This window comes from Variovorax sp. P1_H12_2 (assembly GCF_056405335.1).
In genome coordinates, this window is record NZ_JBFUCI010000029.1 from 1 (window position 1) to 19,754 (window position 19,754).

Genomic DNA, 19,754 nt, shown 5'->3' on the forward strand with positions numbered 1-19,754 from the left:
GTGCTGGACCGTCCCGTGAGCTATCACAGTGCTGGACCGTCCCGTGAGCTATCACAACCCGACGCGCAGCCTCACGCGCTATGCCGTCGTGATCGCCACCCTGCCCTCTGCTTGGAGATGACATGACGACCGACGCCAATGCTCCCGTTCGCAACATCCGCCGCCTTCAAACGGTCTCCGATGCGCAGCTGCGCGCCCTGTCCGAACTGCTGATCGATTGCGTGGAGGGCGGCGCCTCGGTGAGCTTCATGCATCCGTTGCCGCTGCCCGAGGCGATGGCGTTCTGGTGCCGCGTCGCCGAGGGGGTCGCCGAGGGCGAACGCGCCTTGCTGGTGGCCGAGGATGCCGAGGGCATCGTCGGCACCGTGCAGCTGGTGCTGGCCCAGCCGGACAACCAGCCGCACCGCGCCGACCTGTCGAAGATGCTGGTGCACCGCCGCGCGCGGCGCCAGGGCTGGGGCGAGGCGCTCATGGGCGCGGCCGAGCAGATGGGGCGCGACTGCGGCAAGTCGCTGCTGGTGCTCGACACCGCCAGCGACACCGCCGAACGCCTGTACGAGCGGCTCGGCTGGCAACGCGTCGGCGCGATTCCGGGCTATGCGCTGCTGCCGCACGGTGGGCTCTGCACCACCACCTACTTCTACCGGCAGCTGGAGGCCRGGGAGAAGGCACGCGGCAGCGAGGGTTCGTGAGCGCGAAGCCTCAGCTTTTCCCGCGCAGAAGCTCCGCCTTCTGCGCCAGCTCCGCGGCCTCGACGACCTGCTGAACCGACAGCGGCCCGGTCAGCTCGACCTCGCCGGCAAGAACGCTTGCCAGTGCGGCTCGCCCCGCATCGCCGGCCAACCACGCAAACGCCGACGTGATCGATCCAGCGCCGAACTTGGCGCGAAGCGCCTTCGACGCGGCACGGCTCACCTCGGCGAACGCTTCGTGGTCCGCTGCAGCAGAAGCCGCGCGAACGACCAGGCAGCAGGCTGCGAGCTTCTCGGCTTCGTTGCGCAAGCGACGGGCCTTGCCCTCGCTCTGGGCCGCGCGCTTCGTCTCCAGCGACGCGGGCGAAGGATCCGCAGGGGAGAGAGGAAGGTTCGGTTCGAGCGGCATGGATGCGTTCATTTTCAAGGAGCCTCGGATTGTCGCCGCAGCAGTGCCGTGCAAGACGGGCCGCATGACCGCGCCCCATCGACGCTAGTGGGCGCCTTCCCCTTCCATCCCCGCGCTGTACTTCCCCTCGCTGGCCAGGCCATTGAGCCGTGCCCGCTTGAGCAGCGCGTCCTGGCACGCGCGCGCATGGGCAGGTTGACCCTGCCACGCCTGCAGCGCCGGATCCTGCAGCGCGCGCCCGTAGGAGAAGCTCAGCTGCCAGGGCTGCCGGCCCGGGCGATTGAGCGCATCCAGGTTGGCGGTCGCTTCGACAGGCGACTGCCCGCCCGACAGGAAGTTGATGCCCGGGACCGCCGCCGGCACCGCGCGCCGCAGCACGCGGAGGGTCTCCGCCGCCACCTCCTCGGGACCGGCCTGCCGCGCATGCGCCTTGCCAGGCACCACCATGCTGGGCTTCAGCAGGATATGCTCGAGCACCACGCGATAGCGATGCAAGGCCACGAACACTTCGTGCAGCACCTCCTGCGTGACCTCCGCGCAGCGCGCCAGGCTGTGGTCGCCGTCGATCAGGACCTCCGGCTCGACGATCGGCACCACCCCCTGCGACTGGCAGATCGCCGCGTAGCGCGCGAGCGCCTCGGCGTTGGCCTCGATCGCCATCCGGCTCGGYAGCGTGCCGGAGACGTTGTAGACGGCGCGCCATTTCGCAAAGCGCGCGCCCTGCGTCACGTAGGCTTCGAGGCGCTGGGCGAGTCCGTCGAGTCCCTGCGTGATCTCGTCGCCGGGCGCGAGTGCCAGCGGGCCCTTGCCGGCGTCGACCTTGATGCCCGGCACGATGCCTTGCCGCGCGGCCAGGGCCGCGAGCAGCTCGCCGTCGTCCGCGCTCTGGCCCAGGGTCTCCTCGTACAGGATGACGCCGCTGACGTACTCGCCCAGGCCGGGCGTCGACAGCAGCAGGCTGCGGTAGGCGCGCCGGTTCTCCGGCGTCGACTCGACGCCGATCGCCTTGAAGCGCTTGGCAATGGTCGGACCGCTCTCGTCGGCGGCAAGAATTCCCTTGCCCCTGCGAACCAGCGCTTCCACGGTGGCTTGAAGATCATCGGAAGTGGCCATGGCGGATCCCTTCGTTCGAGCGGGACTCAGTCTCCTGCTTCGAGGCGCCGGAGCGCAAGCCCATGCCGGCCGTGGTGTCTTGGTCGAGGTCTGCACGTGCACGGGCATCCGATGACCCTTCATCCGATCCCGGTGAACACGCTTCGCAGCAGCACCTCCGGGATGCATGTAATATCGCCAACGCTCCGGGGTGCACACGACAGTGCTGAGATTCAAACCCGCGAACTTGAACCGGTTAATGCCGGCGGAAGAAGAGCCAACACTTCGATCATCGGCGGATCCTGCCGTGCTCGAAGTGGCCTTCGGAGCATCCGTTTCACGGTCACGAAGAAGTCTCCTTATGAACCAGCCCCCTGCAGATCGACCCGCGGCCACAGCCGCGGCCGGCGATGTGGTCGCCGACGTGCTCGCCTTCATCGCGCAGGACGGGTGCACCGACGACGCGTTCGATCGGCTGGCGTTGCGCCTGTTCGCCCACCAGTACGGCAACAACCCGGCGTACCGGCGCTTCTGCCAGCGGCGCGGCGCAACCCTGCGCCACGTGAAGCGCTGGAGCGACATCCCGGCGGTGCCGATCGACGCCTTCAAGGAACTCGACCTGCGGTGCGAGCCGCCGGCCGCCACGGACCGGGTCTTCATGACCAGCGGCACGACCCGCAGCGAGGTGAAGGGCCGTCACTTTCATCCGACGCTGGCGGTCTACGACCGGTCGATGATCCGCAACTTCTCGAACCGGTTCATGCGCGGCAGCGGCCGGATGCGCATGGGCATCCTGTTCCCCACCGAAACCGTGCTGGCCAATTCCTCGCTGGCCCACTACCTGGCGCTCGCGCTGAATGAATTCGGCACCGAGGAGAGTCGCTACTTCGTGAGCCCGCAGGGGCTGGACATCGCCGGCCTGTGCGATGCGCTGGCGGACGCCGAACGCCGCGGCTCGCCCTATGCGCTGCTCGGCGCCAGCTACAGCTTCGTGCATCTGATCGACGAACTCGAGCAGCGCGGCCTGTCGTTCCGCCTGCCGGCAGGCAGCCGGGTCCTGGACACCGGCGGCTACAAGGGACAGTCGCGCGAATTGCCGCTCGACGCCTTCTATGCGGAGCTGTCGGCGCGGCTCGGCATCGAACGATCGCAGTGCATCAACATGTACGGCATGACCGAGCTGAGCACGCAGTTCTACGACGCCGGCAATGCGTCGGTGCCGTCGGTGAAGTCGGGGCCGCACTGGATCCGCTCGCGCCTGGTCGACCCGCTCACGGGCCGCGAGGTCGCGCGCAGCGAGCGCGGAATCCTGGTCCATTGCGATCTCGCCAACTTCAATTCCGTGACCACCATCCTGACCGAGGACGTAGGCCTGGCCGCCGACGGCGGGTTCCTGCTGCTCGGCCGCGCCGAAGGCGCTGAGGCCAAGGGCTGTTCGCTGGCGGTGGAGGAATTCATCCGGGCGGCAGCGGCATGAAGACACTRCGCGCGGTTGCCGGTTACCTGCCTGGCCTGGCGCCGGCGGACGTGCAGTGGCAGCCTCTGGTCTTCGAATCGGGCACCACGCGGCTCGAAGTCGCGGTGCCCGTGCTGAGTCCGCCACAGATGACCGCGCTCGCCTTGCGGGTCAAGCAGGCCAGCCGCCTCCATCTGAAGACGATGACCGTGTCGCAGATCGTGGCCGTGGTGGATCGCGCGATCGCCCGCCTGCTCGACCCGGCCGACCCCTGCCGCATGCAGGCCGACCAGCTGCTGCCGATCGTCAGCRGCTATGACGCCGAAATGGTCCGCCTGGGCCTCACGGCTTTCCTCCAGACCTTTCGCGCGCCGCAACTGCATCGCTTCGTCGCCGAAGACTTCGCCAATCCCAAGCTGCTGGACGAGTTCCAGCCGCGACCCAAGGGCGGCGCGGCCAAGGCGTTCGGGCCGGATCTGCTGGTTCACAGCTGGGCCGGCAACGTGCCGGCCCTGCCGCTGTGGAGCCTGGTCTGCGGATTGCTGGTGAAGGCCGGCAACATCGGCAAGCTGCCGAGCGCGGAGCCGCTGTTCGCAGGCCTGTTCGCGCGGCTGCTGGCCGAGGTCCACCCGCCGCTGGCCGACTGCCTGGCCGTGGTGTGGTGGAAAGGCGGCGAGAAGGAACAGGCGTCGGCCCTCTATGCCGAGGCCGACACGGTGCTCGCCTACGGCGGCAACGACGCGCTGGACGACATCCGCCGCCGCCTCCCGGTCACGACGCGCTTCCTGGCGTACGGCCACAAGCTGGGCTTCGGCCTGGTCGGCGCCGCGGCCCTCGACACCCTGCGCGCGCCGGCGACGGCTCGCCTGGCCGCCTGGGACGTGATGCGCTACGACCAGCAGGGCTGCTATTCGCCGCATGTCTTCTACGTCGAGCGCGGCGGCAAGGTGTCGCCGCGCGAATTCGCCCAGTACCTCGCCAGCGAGCTCGCCAACCTGCACAACCGCTTCCCGCGCCGGGCCCTGGCGCTGGAGGAGTCGGCCGCGGTCGCCGGATGGCGGCAAGCCATCGAGCTGCAGTCGATGTCGGGCGGCGGCGAGCCTGTCTGCGAGCTGATCGGCGAAGCCGGTGCGGCCTGGGGCGTCGCTTACGCCGATGAAGCGCGGGCCTTGGCCCCCACGGCGCTGAACCGCAGCATCCAGGTCGTCGCGGTCGATTCGCTGGAACAGGTGATCGCGCAAGTGGCCGCGCACCCGCCCTTTCTGCAGACCGCGGGCGTGGCGGCCGCACCGGCCGAACTGTTCCGGCTGTCGGAGTTGCTGGGCGCTGCCGGCGTCACCCGCATCACGGCCATCGGCTCGATGACCTCGCCGGAGGCGGGCTGGCATCACGACGGCCGGTTCAACCTGCTGGACCTGGTGCGGATGGTCGAGATCGAGCAGTCGGCGGAACTTGCGGCCGACAGGCTGGCGCCGTACGCGGACTAGGGCCATGAGCTTCCTCGACATCGACAAGGTGGGCTTCACCTACCCCGGCTGGCCGCCGGTGGTGCGCAGCGTCGACTGGACCATCGCGCAAGGCGAGTTCCATTGCCTGGTCGGGCGCAGCGGCTGCGGCAAGACGACCCTGCTCAAGCTCGCCGCGGGCCTGCTGCATCCTCACACCGGCAGCATCCGGTTGCAGGGCAAGGAGGTGGTCGCGCCCGGCCCGCAACTCGGCTTCGTGTTCCAGTCGCCGACCCTGCTCGAGTGGCATCGCGTGATCGACAACGTGCTGCTGCCGGTGTCGCTGCAACACAAGCCCACCGCGCAGGAGATCGACAAGGCCGAGCAGTTGCTCGCGCTGCTGGGCCTGTCGGCCCATGCGCAGCATTACCCCCGGCAGCTGTCGGGCGGCCAGCAGAGCCGCGTGGCCCTGGCGCGCGCATTGATCCTGGAGCCGGCGCTGCTTTTGCTGGACGAACCTTTTGCCGCGCTGGACGCGATCACCCGCGGCGAACTGCAGGACGACCTGCTGCAGATGTGCCGCCTGCGCCGCACCACCGTCCTGTTCGTGACGCACGACATCGCCGAGGCGGTGTATCTGGGCGACCGGGTCGCGGTGATGGACCGCGGCCGGATCGTCCGGGACATCCGCGTCGAGGTGAGCCGGCCGCGCGCGCCGGCGATGCGGTACGGCGCGGCCTTCAACCTGCATTGCGCGCAAGTGCGCGATGCGATGGACCTGGCGACGGCATGAAGTCGATCTCCCCACGCACACAGCTCGGCTCCTGGGCGCTGCTGCTCGCGTTGCTCGCGGGATGGGAGCTGGCGGCGCGCGCTTCCGGCATTCCGGCCCTGGTCCTGCCGGCGCCTTCGGCGGTGATGAAGTCGCTCTGGATGGGCCTGTCCACCGGCTACCTGTGGCCCCACATCCGAACGACCGCCCTCGAGCTGATGCTCGGGCTGTTCGCCGGCTGCCTGATCGGTTTCATCAGCGGCGTGGCGATGGCCGAGTCGGCGCTGCTGCAGCGCGTGCTGAAGCCGTATGTCGTGATCAGCCAGGTCATCCCCAAGCTGGCGCTGGCGCCGCTCTTCATCGTGTGGTTCGGCTTCGGCATGACATCGACGGTGGTGATCACGGCGCTGATCTGCTTCTTCCCGTTGATGGAAAACACCGTGACCAGCCTGCAGCAGGTCGACCCGCAACGGCTGGAGCTGTTCCGGATGCTGGGCGCCACGCGGCGCCAGACGCTGCTGCGCCTGAAGCTGCCTGCCGGCCTGCCCGGGATCCTGGCGGGCCTGCGGGTCGCGGTGGTGCTCGCGCTGGTCGGGGCGGTGGTCGGCGAGTTCATCGGCGCCAGCCAGGGGCTCGGCGCGCTGATCATCGCCTCGCAGGGAATGATGGACACGCCGCTGATGTTCGCGGTGCTGGTGGTCATCGCCGTGCTCGGCCTCGCGCTCTACCAGATCACGCTCGCAGTCGAGAAGCGACTGCTGCGGCCCTACACCCGAATCTCATGAGGAACACGACCTTGAACACACCGATCGCACGCCGCCGCGCACTGCTGGCAACCGCCGCGCTATTCACCCTGATCGCTACCGGCGGGGCCAACGCCGGTGACGCGCCGGAGAAGATCACCGTGGCCGGCTGGAGCAAGCCGATCACCGAGATCACGCACCTGCTGGCCGAGCCCGACAAGGGCATCTTCAAGGCCAATGGAATCGATCTGGCCTACGTGTCCGGCGCCGGCGGGGGCGACGCGATCCGCAACATCCTCACCGGCCAGGCGGACGTGGCCTTCACCGACCCTGGCGCGTTCTTCTCGGCCCTCGACAAGGGCGAGAAGCTGCGGGCGATCTACGACATCTACCCGCAGAACGTCTTCAACGTGGTCTCGCTCAAGTCCGCCAACATCACCAGGCCGGCCGACCTGAAGGGCAAGAAGATCGGTGTCTACAGCCTGTCCAGCGGCACCCGGCAGAACCTGCTGGTGCTGCTGCACCAGGCCGGCCTGTCCGAATCCGATGTCACCATCGTCGTCACCGGGCTGTCGAACTTCGCGCCGCTGCTGCAAGGCCAGGTCGATGCGACCGCTGCCACCGACACCGGCTTGCTGGTGGGCAAGCGCAAGGGGGTGGGCGACGTCAACGTGATGGAGGTGCGCAACTACCTGAACGTGTCGAGCGACCTGTTCGTGGTCCGGGAACAGGTCTACCAGCAGAAGAAGCCGTTGCTCAAGCGGTTCCTGAAGGCCTATCGCGAGAGCGCGGCCTGGATGATCGCCAACCCCGAGGAGGCGGCCGGCCTGGCCATGAAACACGCCATCGACGGGACCGACCGCGCCGCCAACCTGGAGATCATTCGCTTGCGCAATGCCGCCAGCGTGTCGGCCACCACCGCGAAGAACGGTCTTGGCGCGTTCGACCTGGAGTCGCTGCAGAAGGCCGCGGATGCCTATCGCAAGCTGGGCCTGATCGAGCGCGACATCAAGATCTCGGACGTCGTCAGCACGGAACTGCTGCCTGCGCAATGAAGGAGGACACCGTGAAGTTCGAGGGCAAGGTGGTGCTGGTGACCGGTGCGAGCCGCGGCATCGGCGCCGCCATCGCGCAGGCCTTCGCGAGCGAAGGCGCGACGGTGGTGGTCAACCACCTGAGCAACGACGCCGCGGCCGCCGAGGTGGTCGCGCATTGCAAGGCGGCCGGTGGTGACGCCTGGGCCGTGAAGGCCGACGTCAATTCGGCCACGGCCGTGCAGGCCATGGTGGAACAGGCCCTGGACGAAGCGGGTCGCATCGATGTGGTGGTCAACAACGCCTTCCGGCCGTACGCCTTCGACCCGCAGCGCCGCACCTTGTTCGGCGACATGGCGTGGCCGGATTACCAGGCGCAGTTCGAAGGCGCCGTCGGCAGCGCCTACAACGTCTGCCGGGCGGTGCTGCCGCACTTCAGGCAACGCACCCAGGGCAGCATCGTCAACATCGTCAGCGACCTGGTCGAACGGCCGGTGATCCCGTACCACGACTACACGACCGCCAAGTCGGCGCTGGTCGGCTTCAGCCGCAACCTGGCCGCCGAACTGGGGCCGCTCGGCATCCGCGTCAATTGCGTCGCCCCCGGCCTGGTCTACCCGACGCAGGCCAGCAGCGCGACCCGGGAAGAATTCCGCGAGTCGCTGATCGCCGCAACGCCGCTGCGGCGGATCGCGCGACCCGAGGACGTCGCCGGCCCGGTGCYGTTTCTCGCTTCCGAATGGAGCCGCTTCATGACTGGACAGGTGCTGTTCGTCGACGGCGGCCTGGTGATGAAGTGAAGACTTCCGGCCGGCGTCAGAACACGCCAAGCGCCAGTCCCGCGGCCAGCGCGGCGCCCAGCTCGCGGCATTGCGCAAGGTCCTCGGCGCTGATCTGCTTGGGCCGCGCGATGGCCTCGGGCGTCTGCGCATGGGTGCACACGATCAATGCCGGCGCAACGGAGCGCAGGCGCCAGCCGGTTGCGATGCGGTCGATCTGCCGCGCGGCGTTCTGGCCGTCGCTGCCAGCGCACACCAGCGTGGCGTAGGGCCGGCCGTTCACGCGGTCGAGCGCGGCGTAGTAGCAGCGGTCGAAGAAGTCCTTCATCAGCCCGGCCATTGCGGCGAGGTTTTCGGGCGTGGCGAACACATAGCCGTCAGCGCCCAGCACGTCGTCGGGCTGGGCCTGCGGCGCATGCAGCAGGCGCACATGCACATCGGGTTCGCCGCGCGCGCCTTCGGCGGCGGCCTGCGCCATCTGCGCGGTGCCGCCGGTCATGGTGTGGTAGACCACGAGCAGCGTCTTGGAAGTCATGCCGCCCAGCATAGCGGCCCGGCCCGATGACGGGCGAATTCAGTCGTCCTTGCCCCTGGAGCGGTCGATCCGCGGCGCTCTCAGGCGGCGCCCTGCGTTCACGACGGATTTGTTACTCACCACTGCGCTACGGAGTGAATAGAGTGGTCGCCAGGCGCCATCCGAGGCGCCCCCGAAGGAGCGGCGATGACCGGCAAGACAAGCAAGAAAGGCCCCGGTGGGCATCTGGTACTGCATCCCATGAACTGCGACGCGCAACCTTCAGGCCGCGTCGCTCAGGCACTCGACATCTATCGAAGCATTGCTTCTTGCAGTCGCCACCTGGCTCGGAGCGACGACGTCCACGCGCTCACAGCGGCGGTCATGTTGCCCTGCTACCAAGCGCAGTTCTACAGGCTGGCGCGCGAATTCACTCGTGCGGAGGCGAACGAGCTGGCGTCGATCCTTGGGCGGATTCGCGACTCCCAGCAGCTATCCATCGCCCCCGCACCCGTCTCGCTGTAGCACGAGCTGGAGTTGCGGCCCTAGCGACTTCAGCAGCTGGGTCGGCAATGCGCTCGTGAACCGATAGCGGGCCGCATAGGGTTCGTGCACGTAGGCCATGATGGTGCCGAAGTAGCGGTCGCCGATCATGAAGACGAAAGTGGCCGAGCGGTCGATCTTGCGCTCCGAGATCACCCGCCCGCCGCGGCCGATGCGTTGCAAGCGGTGGTCACCGGTGCCGGTCTTGCCGCCGATCTCGATCACGCGGCCGTCCGCGTCCTTGAGCGCACCCTGGAGCCGCCCGGCGGTGCCGCCGTGCACCACTTCGACGAGCGCGCCGCGTACCGTCGCAGCCACCTCGACGGACATCACGCGTTCGACCCTCGCGTTGCGCGGCTCGAGCCGGGTCTCGTAGGGCGTGTCGCGCGCGAAGTGCAATGCGCCGACCCGCTGCGTCGGCAGGCGCACACCGTCGTTGACGATGATGCCCATGAGCTCCGCCAACGCGGCCGGCCGGTCGCCAGACGCGCCGATCGCGCTCGCGTAGGAGGGCGTGAGTGATGCGAACGGGTAACCCAGCCGCTGCCAGGATTGATGGATTTGCGCGAAGGCGTCGAGCTCGATCAGTTCGCGCACGCGCCTGTCCTGCGCGCCCTTGTGGCGCGTCTTGAAGAGCCAGGCGTAGGCCTCCTGGCGTTCGCGCGTGCTGGCGTCCAGCACCTCGGTCAGCGACGCGCCAGGGTGACGCCGCAGGTAGCCGACCAGCCAGAGCTCGAGCGGATGCACGCGCGCGACATAGCCGCGATCCGCGAGCGACAAGCCGGCGTAGGTGGTGCGCAGCGCCCGCAGTGCGCGCGGCGAGGCAGCGCCGCGGCCCGTCTGCCGTATCAGCAGCGCGTCGAGCTGCGCCTCGTCGGCCTCGGGCTCGATCGTGAACAGCACGCTCGCCAGGCGTGGCGCCGACGGCCTCACGCCGCGCAGCAGCAGTGCCTCGGCGCCCGCGGCGGGCTGACGCTGGTACTTGCGATAGAAGCGCACGAGGTAGGCCGAGCCTTCGCGGTCGGCGAAGCGCGCGAGCATTTCGCGCCGGCCCAGGTCGGTCGAATCCTTCAACATGCGCTCGGCATTCGATTCGCCGCCGTACATCCGGTGGCGCACCAGATCGCGCATCAGGCGGATGAACACCAGGTTGACCGAGTGCTTGAAACCCTCTCGCACCGTCATCGAGCTGCCGCCCTGAGAGCGCTCGAAGTTTGCGAACTGGTGCATGCCGCCGCCGGTGAAGAAGGCCTCCGACGGGCTCGCAGAGTACCGGCGCTGCATGGCGGCCTCGAGCATCGGCGCGAGGCTGCGGTCCTTGGCGCGCAGGAGGTATTGCCGCGCCCAGGCGCCCAGCGGATCGCGCGGGCTCACCGCCAGCGCCGACAGATCGACGGGGCTCAGATCGGCCCAGCGCGCGTGCAGCTCGGCGACGAGCTCCAGGTAGCTCACCAGGGTGCGCAGCTTGGCCGTCGAGCCCATGTCCAGTCGCGCGCCCTGGTTCACGTCGAAGGGCTGGTCGATGTTGTCTGCCTGGATGCGCAGCAGGTTCGCGCGTGCGCCGCGCTCGAACAGCGTGAAGCTGTAGACCAGGGGGGCGGGGTCCGCGCCGGGGTCGAGCATGTGGAAGCCGACCAGTCCCGCCGCCTTCGCCGCGGCGGGCGTGCGCAGGCCGGCGAGGATTCGCGCCACCAGCGCTTGCGCCTCGCCGTCGAGGCTGGTTTCCGCCTCGAGGTCGAGACGCTCGAGGTCGTAGGCGCGCGGTACGTCGAGCAAGGTGGAGATGTGGGTGCGCAGCGCGCTCACGGCCTTGCGCTGGACGAAGTCGGTCCTCGGCGCCGGCGGCAGCTCGGGCTGCAGGCGCAGGGGCAACGGCAGTGCCGCATCCCGAAGCGGAGGCGATATCACGCCGGCTTCGGCCATCAGCCGCAGATAGCTGTCGGTCAGCCGCGTCAGGCCCGTGCCGTCGCCGAGCAGATGCTGCGACGGGCGGCGCTGCGCGATCATCAGCGACAGCGCCTGCTTGAAGGCTTCGGCCTGGCGCTGGAGCGCTTCTTCCGCGGGCGCGGCGCTTTCGTCGTAGTCGGCGAGCAGGCGGTTGACTTCGCCGAAGTCGCGGCCGTACCAGGCCCACAGCCCGTCGCCCAGGCCGTGCACTTCGCCGATGCCGGGGCGCGCGGCCAGAGGCACCGTATCGAGATAGTCGACGACGATCTGGCGGCGCCGCACCAGCGTGTCCTCGCCGTCCAGGTAGGCGCGCAGCGAGGCCGAGGTCATCTGGCGCAGCTTCTCGCCGATGGATGCGGTGCGGCCGTGGGGGGAATGGCGGTACTTCTCGATCTGGGTCGCCAGCGTGCTGCCACCCGTCGCCGCCTGGCTGGGGTCAACGGCCCGGAGCGCCTGTTCGAGCGCGGCCTTCGCGAAGCGCTCCGGATCGATCGCGGGGTTGCGCTGCGGCGGCTGCGTGTCGAGCAAGTGGCGGTCCTCGACGAACAGCATCGCGCTCACCAGCAGCGGCGGAACCTCCTCGAAACGCTCGTACACGCGCATCGGCACGCGCGTGTGCAGCAGCTTTTCATCGCGGCAGTCGCGCACGGTCAAGCCGGCCTGATTCTTCTCCCGGTAGGGAATGAAAAGCTTGCGCTCCTGCAGTTCGATCAGCCGCGGCGACATGCGGGCCTGGCGGGTGATCGCGAAGCCCAGGGGCTCCAGGCGCTCGATGAAGCCTGGCAGCTGGTCGTAGCCCAGCCGCTCATCGTAGGGCCCGGTATGGGGGAAGCGGATGGCATCGCTGGCACCGGCGTCGACGCTGAAGCGGGCACCGCTGGCGAGGTCGCGCCACAGGGCCGATTGCAGCCGGGACGTCTTCAATTCGTCCACCGTGAATGAGACAAGCGCACCCACGGCGGCGAGCCCAGCGCCGATCCAGAAAACCTTCTTGATCCATGTCATGCCCTGCCCTGCCTCGCACGCAGTCCGCACCGTGGTGCTCGTCAAACAGGATGATGCGCTTTCCGCAGCCACTTGGCTCGTGCTTGACGGCCTTCAATGTTGTAAAAAATTCCATGCGAAGCACGATCCAGGCGCCCGTCGAAGGCGAGCCAGGGCGTGCGGCGCCCCCCTTTTCGAAGTGGTCATTGCGGCGCAGCAAAGCATGCGATCGAGGATCCCTCGACCGGCCCGGCACCGCAAGTCAGGCCGCAAGTGCCGGATAGTCGGTGTAGCCCTTTGAACCAGGGGTGTAGAACGTCGCCATGTCTGCGGCATTCAGCGCCGCTTCGGCCCGCATGCGCTCCACCAGGTCGGGATTGGCGAGGAACGGGCGGGCGAAGGCGATGAGATCCGCCTGGCCTGCCCTGAGCGCACTTTCGGCACGGGCGCGATCGAAGCCGCCAGCGAGGATGAACAAGCCCTGGAACGCACCGCGAAGCCGGGACTTCAATTCGGCAGGCACCGACGGCGCGCCCATTGCTGAATGGTCGAGCAAGTGGATGTACTGCAAGCCAAGCCTCGACAGTTCCTGAGTGAGCGCCAAGTACTGAGCGTCGACGTCGGGGAACGCGCCCGTGCTGTTGAACACGCCGTAGGGCGACACCCGTATCCCGACGCGATGGGCACCGACGGCGGCCGCAGTGGCGCGGGAAACTTCAAGCGCGAAGCGATTGCGGCCTTCGATGCTGCCACCGTAGGCGTCGGTGCGCAGGTTCACATTGGCGTTCAGGAATTGCTCGATCAGATAGCCGTTCGCGGCGTGCAGCTCGACACCGTCGAATCCCGCTTCGATGGCCAACTGCGCTGACTTCGCATACTCGTCGACGGCATGGGCGATGTCGGTCGCCGTCATCGCTCGCGGGGTGCTGTGCGGCTGCATGCCCTGTGAGTCGGTGTACATCTCGCCGGGGCACGCCATGGCCATCGGCCCGAGAACCTCCGCGCCTGCTGGCAGGTTGGCCACGTGAGTCACGCGGCCGGTGTGCATGAGCTGCGCGAAGATCTTGCCGCCCTTGGCGTGGACCGCGTCGGTGATCGTCTTCCACCCACGCACCTGCGCACCGTTGAAGAGTCCGGGGATGCGGGGGTAGCCCAGGCCATTGGGCGAGGGYGAGGTGCCCTCGCTGACGATCAGGCCCGCCGAAGCACGCTGGCCGTAGTACTCGGCCATCAATACGTTGGGGGTGTTGGCATCGACGGCACGGCTGCGCGTCATCGGTGCCATGACGGCGCGGTTGGCGAGTTGAATCGACGCGGCGGTGAGAGGTTCAAACAGCATGAGGGTCCTTGAGTGAGTGCAGGTCGTTCGAGACTTTGTCGTTGGCAGGGAGTGGGGCGCAATCGAATGGGGGCCTCAGGAGGCTTGTGGCAGGTAGCTGGGCCTGGCCGCCGTCATCCCGCGCTTCACTTGCAGCGTGAGTTCATCGGCCAGCACCTCGTCGAGGCCCGACTCGAGTCCATCGAGCGCGCGCTTGACAATCTGCTCAGGACTGGACTTCGGGACATCGAACCCGTGCGTGAGGTCGGTATCGACGTAGGCCATGTGCAGTGCCAGCACCTGCGTCTTCTGCGCCGCCAGTTCGTGGCGCAGGGCATTGGTGAGCGACCAGGCGGCGGACTTGCTGGCCGAATAGGCGGCCAGTTCGCCGCCGTTCACCCATGAGGCGACCGACAACACATTGAGCAAACCGCCGCCGCCGTTGGCCTCGAGAGCCGGTGCAAAGGCCCTGCTCACGCGCAACATGGCGAAGAAGTTGGTCTCGAAGATGCGTCGCGCGACCTCTTCGCTGTCCGGCGCAAGAAAGCCTCCGGGCTGGGCAATGCCGGCGTTGTTGATCACGAGCGTCACATCCGACGCTCGCTCTGCGGCGGCCGCCACGTCGTCTGACCTGGTGACGTCAAGTCGCAGGGGCTGAACACCCGCCTGCATGACGGCCGCGGGGTCGCGCGTTCCGGCGTAGACCTTGCGGGCACCGCGGGCGAGCAACTCGCGGGTGAATGCCAAGCCGATGCCACGATTGGCACCGGTGACGAGGACAACAGCGTTTTCAATCTTCACAATGAAACTCCATGGTTGGGGAGAAAAGACTCACTTGATCTGGACGACGACCTTGCCCTTCGCGCGGCCTGCTTCGACGTAAGCCAGGGCCTCGTTGGTCGACTCGAACGGAAAGACCCGATCGATCACAGGTCGGATGGCCTCAGCTTCGATGAGTCGGGTGATCTCGCGCAGTTGGCTCCCATTCGCCTTCATGAAGAGGAACGAATAGCCGATGCCTCGGCCTTGCGCCTTTCGCCTGACGCCTGAGCTCATCAGCCACATGACCAGTTTCACGAATCCGGGGGCCCCGATATCCTTGCCGAATTCGGGGTCAGGCGGTCCCGAGATGGAGATGAGCTTCCCACCTCGTTGGAGCACGCCAAGAGACTTTTCGAGGGTCTTGCCATCCTGGCTGTTCAGGACCACGTCGTAGTCGCGCAAGACGTCCTCGAAGTCCCGCGTCTTGTAGTCGATGACGACGTCTGCACCCAGGCTCTTCACGAGCCCGACATTGGCAGTGCTCGTCGTCGTGGCGACAGCTGCGCCCAGATGCTTGGCCAACTGGATCGCGAAAGTGCCTACGCCGCCGGAGCCTGCCTGAATGAAGACCTTTTGCCCCTTCTTCAGGTTGGCCTTCTCAATCAGTGCCTGCCATGCCGTCAAGCCCACCAGGGGAATGGAAGCGGCTTCCTCCATCGTGAGGTTCTTCGGTTTAAGGGCAAGCGATGCCTCCTTGACCGGGACGAACTGGGCGAACGCGCCGATCCGGAAATCATCCGGCCGGGCATAGACCTCATCACCCGGCTTGAACTGCTGCACCCGTGGTCCCGCCTTGACCACGACACCCGCCACATCGTGTCCCAGGATGAGCGGCAGGCGATAAGGCAGGATGAGCTTGAACTCTCCGTCCCTGATCTTGGCGTCCAGCAGGTTCACGCCGGCGGCATGGACCTCGACCAAGACCTCGTCATCGTGCAGTTCCGGAGTCGGCATCTCTGTCGACCGCAACGCGCGCTTTTTGCCATAGCGTTCCAGGACAAATGCCTTCATCAGTCTTCCTTGTTCCTGGTGCACCCGCATGAATCGCGTCGTGAGACTGCGGGGGCCTGGTTCATGGCKGTGAATGGGGGGAGATTGCGTGGGCTGCGGGGCATTGTCACATGATGATCATCATGTGAATAGACGAAAAAATAAGCACGATCCATCGGTGGCTTTCAGTGACCCGCAGCGATCAGGTGCTTGAGCGCGGCCTCGCGCAATTCGTCAGACAGATCTGGCTCATCGACTGCGCGTGACAACAGCAAAGCGCCCACCATGGTGGCGATGGTCACGATGGCCCGTTCGTGGGCACCGGGCTGTCCCCAGTCCGGCGACTGGCGGGCTACCAGGTCGATCATTTCCTTGATGTGGCGCGTCGTCACTCGACGCACATCGGAAGCCTGGCGTGACGTCTCGGAGCCCAGCGCGGCAAGGGGGCATCCCGTGTCGACCTGCTCACAGTGCTCCCTGGAGAGATAGGCGCTGAGCATGGATGCCAATGCCATGCCGCGGGGCACGCTGGCCACAACGTCGGCCACGGCGRCAGTGGACTCCGCGCATGCCCTGCCTGCCGCTTCGGCCAACATGGCCTCACGTGAGGTGAAGTGGGAATAGAAGGCGCCATGGGTCAGGCCGGCCTCCTTCATGATGTCCGCGACCCCGGTACCGTCGTATCCGCTGCGACGGATCGCCCGGGCGGCCACGGCCACGATGCGTTCGTGCGTGGCATCCTTGGCTGCGGCTCTGGCATTGGGCTTTCCTTTTCGCATGATGCGCATCATACAGTTCTCGGAGGCCAGTGACCCGATTCCGGGAATACCCTCAGGGCATTTCGGTGAATCTTGCCTACATTGCTTGTATGCAAGACAACGTGAAGCTTGCATGCAAACCTACACAGGGAACCCCCATGCCACGTTTCGCCAAATCGCTCTTCGGTCAGGTGGTCATCGCGCTGGTGCTCGGCGTCGTCGCGGGCCTCTTCTTTCCCGACTTCGCCGTCAAGCTCAAGCCGCTCGGCGACGGCTTCATCAAGCTGATCAAGATGATCATTCCGGTGCTGGTGTTCTGCGTCGTGGTGCATGGCATCGCCGGCGCGGGCGACCTGAAGCGCGTCGGCCGGGTCGGGGTCAAGGCGCTGATCTACTTCGAGGTGCTGACCACGGTCGCGCTGGCCCTCGGACTGGTGCTGGCCTTCGTCTTCAAGCCCGGCGTGGGCATGAATGTCGATCCGTCGAAGCTCGACCCCGCGGCCATGAGCGCCTATGCCTCGAACGCCGACAAGCTGACCAGCGGCGGCACGGTCGAGTTCCTGATGAAGCTGATCCCGACCACGGTGGTCAATGCCTTCGCGACCGGCGACGTGCTTCAGGTGCTGCTGTTCGCGGTGCTGTTCGGCTGCGCGCTGTCGCTGCTCGGCGAACGCGGCCGGCCGGTCGGCGCGGTGGTCGATGCGCTCTCGCTGGTGCTGTTCAAGATCATGGGCATCATCATCAAGCTGGCGCCGCTGGGCGTGCTGGGCGCAATCGCCTTCACGGTCGGCCAGTACGGCATCGGCTCGCTCAAGCAGCTCGGCATGCTGGTCGCGCTGTTCTATTTCGCCGTGCTGTTCTTTGTCTTCGTGGTGCTCGGGCTGGTGATGCGCTTCTCGGGCTTCAGCCTGGTCAAGCTGCTGCGCTACCTGCGCGAGGAACTCACGATCGTCTTCGCCACCACCTCTTCGGACAGCGTGCTGCCGCAGATCATGGCCAAGCTGCGCCACATGGGCATCCGCGACTCGACCGTGGGCCTCGTGATCCCGACCGGCTACTCGTTCAACCTCGACGCCTTCTCGATCTACATCACGCTGGCAGCGGTGTTCATCGCCCAGGCGACCAACACCCCGATCTCGATGGCCGACCTGCTGACCATCCTGGCGATCGCGCTGGTCACCTCCAAGGGCGCGCACGGCGTACCGGGCTCGGCGATCGTGGTGCTGGCCGCCACGCTGCAYGCGATTCCGGCAATCCCGGCCATCGGGCTGGTGCTGGTGCTGTCGGTCGACTGGTTCATGGGCATCGCCCGGGCGCTCGGCAACCTGGTCGGCAACTGTGTCGCCACGGTCGCGATCGCCGCCTGGGAGGGCGACATCGACCGCGAGCGGGCCCATGCGGTGCTCAACGGCACCCACTCGCCCGAGGACGAGCCGCTGGCCGAGCCGGGCTCGCCGGCCGCCGTTTCGGCAGCCCATTGAGCAAGCCGATGACCGACGTCACGCCCACCCACATCGCCGAACGCGTGGTCGAGGCGATCCTGGCGCAGAAGCTCGCGCCCGGCGAGCGGCTCGGCGAGCAGGCGCTGGCGGAGAACTTCGGCGTCAGCCGCACCATGGTGCGCGAGGCCCTGATGCAGCTGCAGGCCCGCGGCTTCGTGGAGGTGCAGTCGCGCCGGGGCTGGTACGTCGTGGAACCCTCGGCCGAGGAAGCGCGCGATGCCTTCGCGGCCCGCCGCATCGTCGAGGCCGGCATCCTGGCCGAAGCCGGGCGGCCGCTCTCGAAGGTGATCCGCAAGCTGCGCGAGCACATCGCCGACGAGAAGCGCGCCATCGCAGGCGCCGACGCTGCCACCCGCGCCTTCCTGCTGGCCGACTTCCATGTCTGCCTGGCCGACCAGATGGGCCACCGCCTGCTCTGCGACGTGCTGCGCGACCTGACGGCGCGCACCACGCTGGCGGCCACGCTGTTCCAGTCGAAGCACGAGGCGGCCGAATCCTGCGCCGAGCATGCCGCCATCGTGGCGGCGCTCGAGGCCGGCGATACGCCGCGCGCCCGCCAGTTGATGCTGGACCACATCGGCAATGTCGAGCAGGCGCTGCAGGTCGACGTGGCGACCGGGCCCGATGCCGACGAGCGCCTGCGGGCGACACTGGCGCCRCTGGCATTGCCTCGCGGCCTGCGCTGACACCTCTGGCCTCAAGCGGGACGGCTGTTTCGGCTACAGTCGATCCGGCATGAATACCCCAGCCCTGCAGCGCGGCACGCTCCTCTTCCTGCTGGCGGCCGTCACGATCGCCTTCGGCTGGATCCTGCTCCCCTTCTTCGGCGCCGTGATGTGGGGCCTGGCGCTCGCGATCCTGTTCACGCCGATCTATCGTCGGCTGCTCAGGAAGATGGGCGGCCGGCGCAACCTCGCGGCCATCAGCACGCTGCTGATGGCCATGGTGGTGGTGATCATCCCGCTCACCGCGGTCACCGTGTCGCTGGTCGAAGAGGTGTCGCTGGTGTCGCAGAAGATCCGATCCGGCGACATCAGCTTCGCCAGGTATTTCCAGCAGGTGGTGGATGTGATCCCGAAGTGGGCGCTGAGCCTGCTCGACCGCTTCGGTCTTGGCAATGTCGATGGGCTGATCGCCCAGGTGTCGCAAGCCGCCGCGCGAGGCAGCCAGGTGATCGCCACGCACGCATTGGCGATCGGCCAGAACACCTTCGAATTCATCGTCAGCTTCGGCCTCATGCTGTACCTGTTGTTCTTCCTGCTGCGCGACGGCGCCGACCTGTCGACGAAGGTGCGCGAATCGCTGCCGCTGGCCAAGCCGCACACCCATTACCTGCTGAACAAGTTCACCACGGTGATCCGCGCCACCATCAAGGGCAACATCGCGGTGGCCGCGACGCAGGGCATCATCGGCGGCGCGACTTTCTCGTTCCTGGGCCTGCAGGGCTCGCTGCTGTGGGGCGTCCTGATGGCCTTCCTGTCGCTGCTGCCGGCCATCGGTGCGGCGCTGATCTGGACCCCGGTCGCCGTCTACTTCCTGGCCGTGGGCGCCTTCGGCAAGGGCTTCGTGCTGATCTTCGTCGGCGTCTTCGTGATCGGGCTGGTCGACAACATCCTGCGCCCGATCCTGGTCGGCAAGGACACGCAGATGCCCGACTACATGGTGCTGATGTCGACCATCGGCGGGATCGCGCTGTTCGGCATCAACGGCTTCGTGATCGGGCCGGTGATCGCGGCGCTGTTCATGGCGGCCTGGGACCTGTTCGCCTCCTCGAAAGAGGACAGCGGCAACGTGCCGCCCTTGCAGTAGGGAGCCGGGGCGTCGGCGTGGGGCACGCGCCGGCCCACGCCACGCGTTCATGGGCGCGCAATGCGGCGTTAGAAGAATTCGACTGGCCGGCACCGAGGGCCGCCGCTATCGTCTGGCCGAGCTTCAACACTCACGGCCCCGCAAA

Annotated in this window: 19 protein-coding genes and 1 riboswitch; of the genes, 11 read left to right on the top strand and 8 right to left on the bottom strand. The window is 67.4% G+C overall.

The features are described from left to right. Positions 1–122 precede the first annotated feature (122 nt). The gene (locus AC1D2K_RS05370; RefSeq protein WP_478086892.1) at positions 123–692 is read left to right on the top strand and encodes an N-acetyltransferase family protein; all 570 of its coding nucleotides are present in this window, start codon (positions 123–125) and stop codon (positions 690–692) included. Positions 693–702: 10 nt separating this feature from the next. On the opposite strand, the gene AC1D2K_RS05375 is transcribed toward AC1D2K_RS05370, so the two are convergent. Both AC1D2K_RS05375 and AC1D2K_RS05380 read right to left on the bottom strand, forming a co-directional pair. After that, positions 703–1,113, bottom strand: coding sequence for a hypothetical protein (locus AC1D2K_RS05375; protein WP_478086894.1), 411 nt, complete (start codon positions 1,111–1,113; stop codon positions 703–705). 72 nt (positions 1,114–1,185) lie between these two features. After that, the gene (locus AC1D2K_RS05380; protein ID WP_478086895.1) at positions 1,186–2,214 is read right to left on the bottom strand and encodes a class I fructose-bisphosphate aldolase; all 1,029 of its coding nucleotides are present in this window, start codon (positions 2,212–2,214) and stop codon (positions 1,186–1,188) included. Between the two features lie 176 nt (positions 2,215–2,390). Further along, positions 2,391–2,484: riboswitch (TPP riboswitch) on the top strand. A 70-nt stretch (positions 2,485–2,554) separates the two neighbouring features. On the opposite strand from AC1D2K_RS05380, the gene AC1D2K_RS05385 reads away from it, so the two are divergent. Genes AC1D2K_RS05385 through AC1D2K_RS05410 form a run of 6 tightly spaced genes read left to right on the top strand, consistent with a single transcriptional unit; the run spans position 2,555 to position 8,443 of the window. After that, positions 2,555–3,670, top strand: coding sequence for a LuxE/PaaK family acyltransferase (locus AC1D2K_RS05385; RefSeq protein ID WP_478086897.1), 1,116 nt, complete (start codon positions 2,555–2,557; stop codon positions 3,668–3,670). Next, positions 3,667–5,136, top strand: coding sequence for an acyl-CoA reductase (locus AC1D2K_RS05390; protein ID WP_478086898.1), 1,470 nt, complete (start codon positions 3,667–3,669; stop codon positions 5,134–5,136). Before AC1D2K_RS05385 ends, AC1D2K_RS05390 begins: the two co-directional genes overlap by 4 nt. 4 nt (positions 5,137–5,140) lie before the next feature. Further along, the gene (locus tag AC1D2K_RS05395; RefSeq protein WP_478086899.1) at positions 5,141–5,887 is read left to right on the top strand and encodes an ABC transporter ATP-binding protein; all 747 of its coding nucleotides are present in this window, start codon (positions 5,141–5,143) and stop codon (positions 5,885–5,887) included. Continuing rightward, positions 5,884–6,651, top strand: coding sequence for an ABC transporter permease (locus AC1D2K_RS05400; RefSeq protein WP_478086901.1), 768 nt, complete (start codon positions 5,884–5,886; stop codon positions 6,649–6,651). Before AC1D2K_RS05395 ends, AC1D2K_RS05400 begins: the two co-directional genes overlap by 4 nt. Further along, entirely contained in the window at positions 6,648–7,664 is a 1,017-nt protein-coding gene (locus AC1D2K_RS05405) for an ABC transporter substrate-binding protein (RefSeq protein ID WP_478086903.1), read from the top strand. The genes AC1D2K_RS05400 and AC1D2K_RS05405 overlap by 4 nt, the downstream gene beginning before the upstream one ends. After that, entirely contained in the window at positions 7,661–8,443 is a 783-nt protein-coding gene (locus AC1D2K_RS05410; protein WP_478086904.1) for an SDR family oxidoreductase, read from the top strand. The genes AC1D2K_RS05405 and AC1D2K_RS05410 overlap by 4 nt, the downstream gene beginning before the upstream one ends. Positions 8,444–8,459: 16 nt before the next feature. Here AC1D2K_RS05410 and AC1D2K_RS05415 read toward each other — a convergent pair whose 3' ends face one another. Further along, positions 8,460–8,957 (bottom strand): flavodoxin family protein, encoded by a 498-nt coding sequence (locus AC1D2K_RS05415; protein WP_478086905.1) that lies wholly within the window; start codon positions 8,955–8,957, stop codon positions 8,460–8,462. A 186-nt stretch (positions 8,958–9,143) separates the two neighbouring features. Between AC1D2K_RS05415 and AC1D2K_RS05420 the strand changes: the two genes are divergently transcribed. Beyond that, positions 9,144–9,461 (top strand): hypothetical protein, encoded by a 318-nt coding sequence (locus tag AC1D2K_RS05420; protein WP_478086907.1) that lies wholly within the window; start codon positions 9,144–9,146, stop codon positions 9,459–9,461. Here AC1D2K_RS05420 and AC1D2K_RS05425 read toward each other — a convergent pair. From AC1D2K_RS05425 to AC1D2K_RS05445, 5 genes are all read right to left on the bottom strand, one after another. Continuing rightward, positions 9,429–12,431, bottom strand: coding sequence for a transglycosylase domain-containing protein (locus tag AC1D2K_RS05425; protein ID WP_478086908.1), 3,003 nt, complete (start codon positions 12,429–12,431; stop codon positions 9,429–9,431). The two genes, AC1D2K_RS05420 and AC1D2K_RS05425, sit on opposite strands and share 33 nt — an antisense overlap. A 241-nt stretch (positions 12,432–12,672) precedes the next feature. After that, positions 12,673–13,749: an alkene reductase gene (locus AC1D2K_RS05430; RefSeq protein WP_478086910.1), complete on the bottom strand. Its 1,077-nt coding sequence runs from the start codon at positions 13,747–13,749 to the stop codon at positions 12,673–12,675. Between the two features lie 75 nt (positions 13,750–13,824). Beyond that, the gene (locus AC1D2K_RS05435) at positions 13,825–14,529 is read right to left on the bottom strand and encodes an SDR family oxidoreductase (RefSeq protein ID WP_478086911.1); all 705 of its coding nucleotides are present in this window, start codon (positions 14,527–14,529) and stop codon (positions 13,825–13,827) included. A gap of 30 nt (positions 14,530–14,559) precedes the next feature. After that, positions 14,560–15,561, bottom strand: a complete 1,002-nt coding sequence (locus AC1D2K_RS05440; RefSeq protein WP_478086912.1) for an NADP-dependent oxidoreductase — start codon at positions 15,559–15,561, stop codon at positions 14,560–14,562. A gap of 164 nt (positions 15,562–15,725) precedes the next feature. After that, positions 15,726–16,331 carry a TetR/AcrR family transcriptional regulator gene (locus AC1D2K_RS05445; protein WP_478086914.1) on the bottom strand — a complete coding sequence of 202 codons (606 nt, stop codon included), beginning with the start codon at positions 16,329–16,331 and terminating at the stop codon, positions 15,726–15,728. Positions 16,332–16,456: 125 nt separating this feature from the next. On the opposite strand from AC1D2K_RS05445, the gene AC1D2K_RS05450 reads away from it, so the two are divergent. The 3 genes from AC1D2K_RS05450 to AC1D2K_RS05460 are packed head-to-tail and all read left to right on the top strand — an operon-like array spanning position 16,457 to position 19,609. Next, entirely contained in the window at positions 16,457–17,779 is a 1,323-nt protein-coding gene (locus AC1D2K_RS05450; RefSeq protein WP_478086916.1) for a C4-dicarboxylate transporter DctA, read from the top strand. Between the two features lie 8 nt (positions 17,780–17,787). Next, complete coding sequence (locus tag AC1D2K_RS05455; RefSeq protein ID WP_478086918.1) at positions 17,788–18,486, top strand: GntR family transcriptional regulator; 699 nt, start codon at positions 17,788–17,790, stop codon at positions 18,484–18,486. Positions 18,487–18,535: 49 nt separating this feature from the next. After that, positions 18,536–19,609: an AI-2E family transporter gene (locus AC1D2K_RS05460; RefSeq protein WP_478086920.1), complete on the top strand. Its 1,074-nt coding sequence runs from the start codon at positions 18,536–18,538 to the stop codon at positions 19,607–19,609. Positions 19,610–19,754 lie beyond the last annotated feature (145 nt).

Bases quoted from the DNA above. Each gene is read 5' to 3' on its own strand.
- AC1D2K_RS05375 (WP_478086894.1), bottom strand. From the start codon at position 1,113: ATGAACGCATCCATGCCGCTCGAACCGAACCTTCCTCTCTCCCCTGCG.
- AC1D2K_RS05385 (WP_478086897.1), top strand. From the start codon at position 2,555: ATGAACCAGCCCCCTGCAGATCGACCCGCGGCCACAGCCGCGGCCGGC.
- AC1D2K_RS05395 (WP_478086899.1), top strand. From the start codon at position 5,141: ATGAGCTTCCTCGACATCGACAAGGTGGGCTTCACCTACCCCGGCTGG.
- AC1D2K_RS05400 (WP_478086901.1), top strand. From the start codon at position 5,884: ATGAAGTCGATCTCCCCACGCACACAGCTCGGCTCCTGGGCGCTGCTG.
- AC1D2K_RS05405 (WP_478086903.1), top strand. From the start codon at position 6,648: ATGAGGAACACGACCTTGAACACACCGATCGCACGCCGCCGCGCACTG.
- AC1D2K_RS05415 (WP_478086905.1), bottom strand. From the start codon at position 8,957: ATGACTTCCAAGACGCTGCTCGTGGTCTACCACACCATGACCGGCGGC.
- AC1D2K_RS05420 (WP_478086907.1), top strand. From the start codon at position 9,144: ATGACCGGCAAGACAAGCAAGAAAGGCCCCGGTGGGCATCTGGTACTG.
- AC1D2K_RS05425 (WP_478086908.1), bottom strand. From the start codon at position 12,431: ATGACATGGATCAAGAAGGTTTTCTGGATCGGCGCTGGGCTCGCCGCC.
- AC1D2K_RS05440 (WP_478086912.1), bottom strand. From the start codon at position 15,561: ATGAAGGCATTTGTCCTGGAACGCTATGGCAAAAAGCGCGCGTTGCGG.
- AC1D2K_RS05460 (WP_478086920.1), top strand. From the start codon at position 18,536: ATGAATACCCCAGCCCTGCAGCGCGGCACGCTCCTCTTCCTGCTGGCG.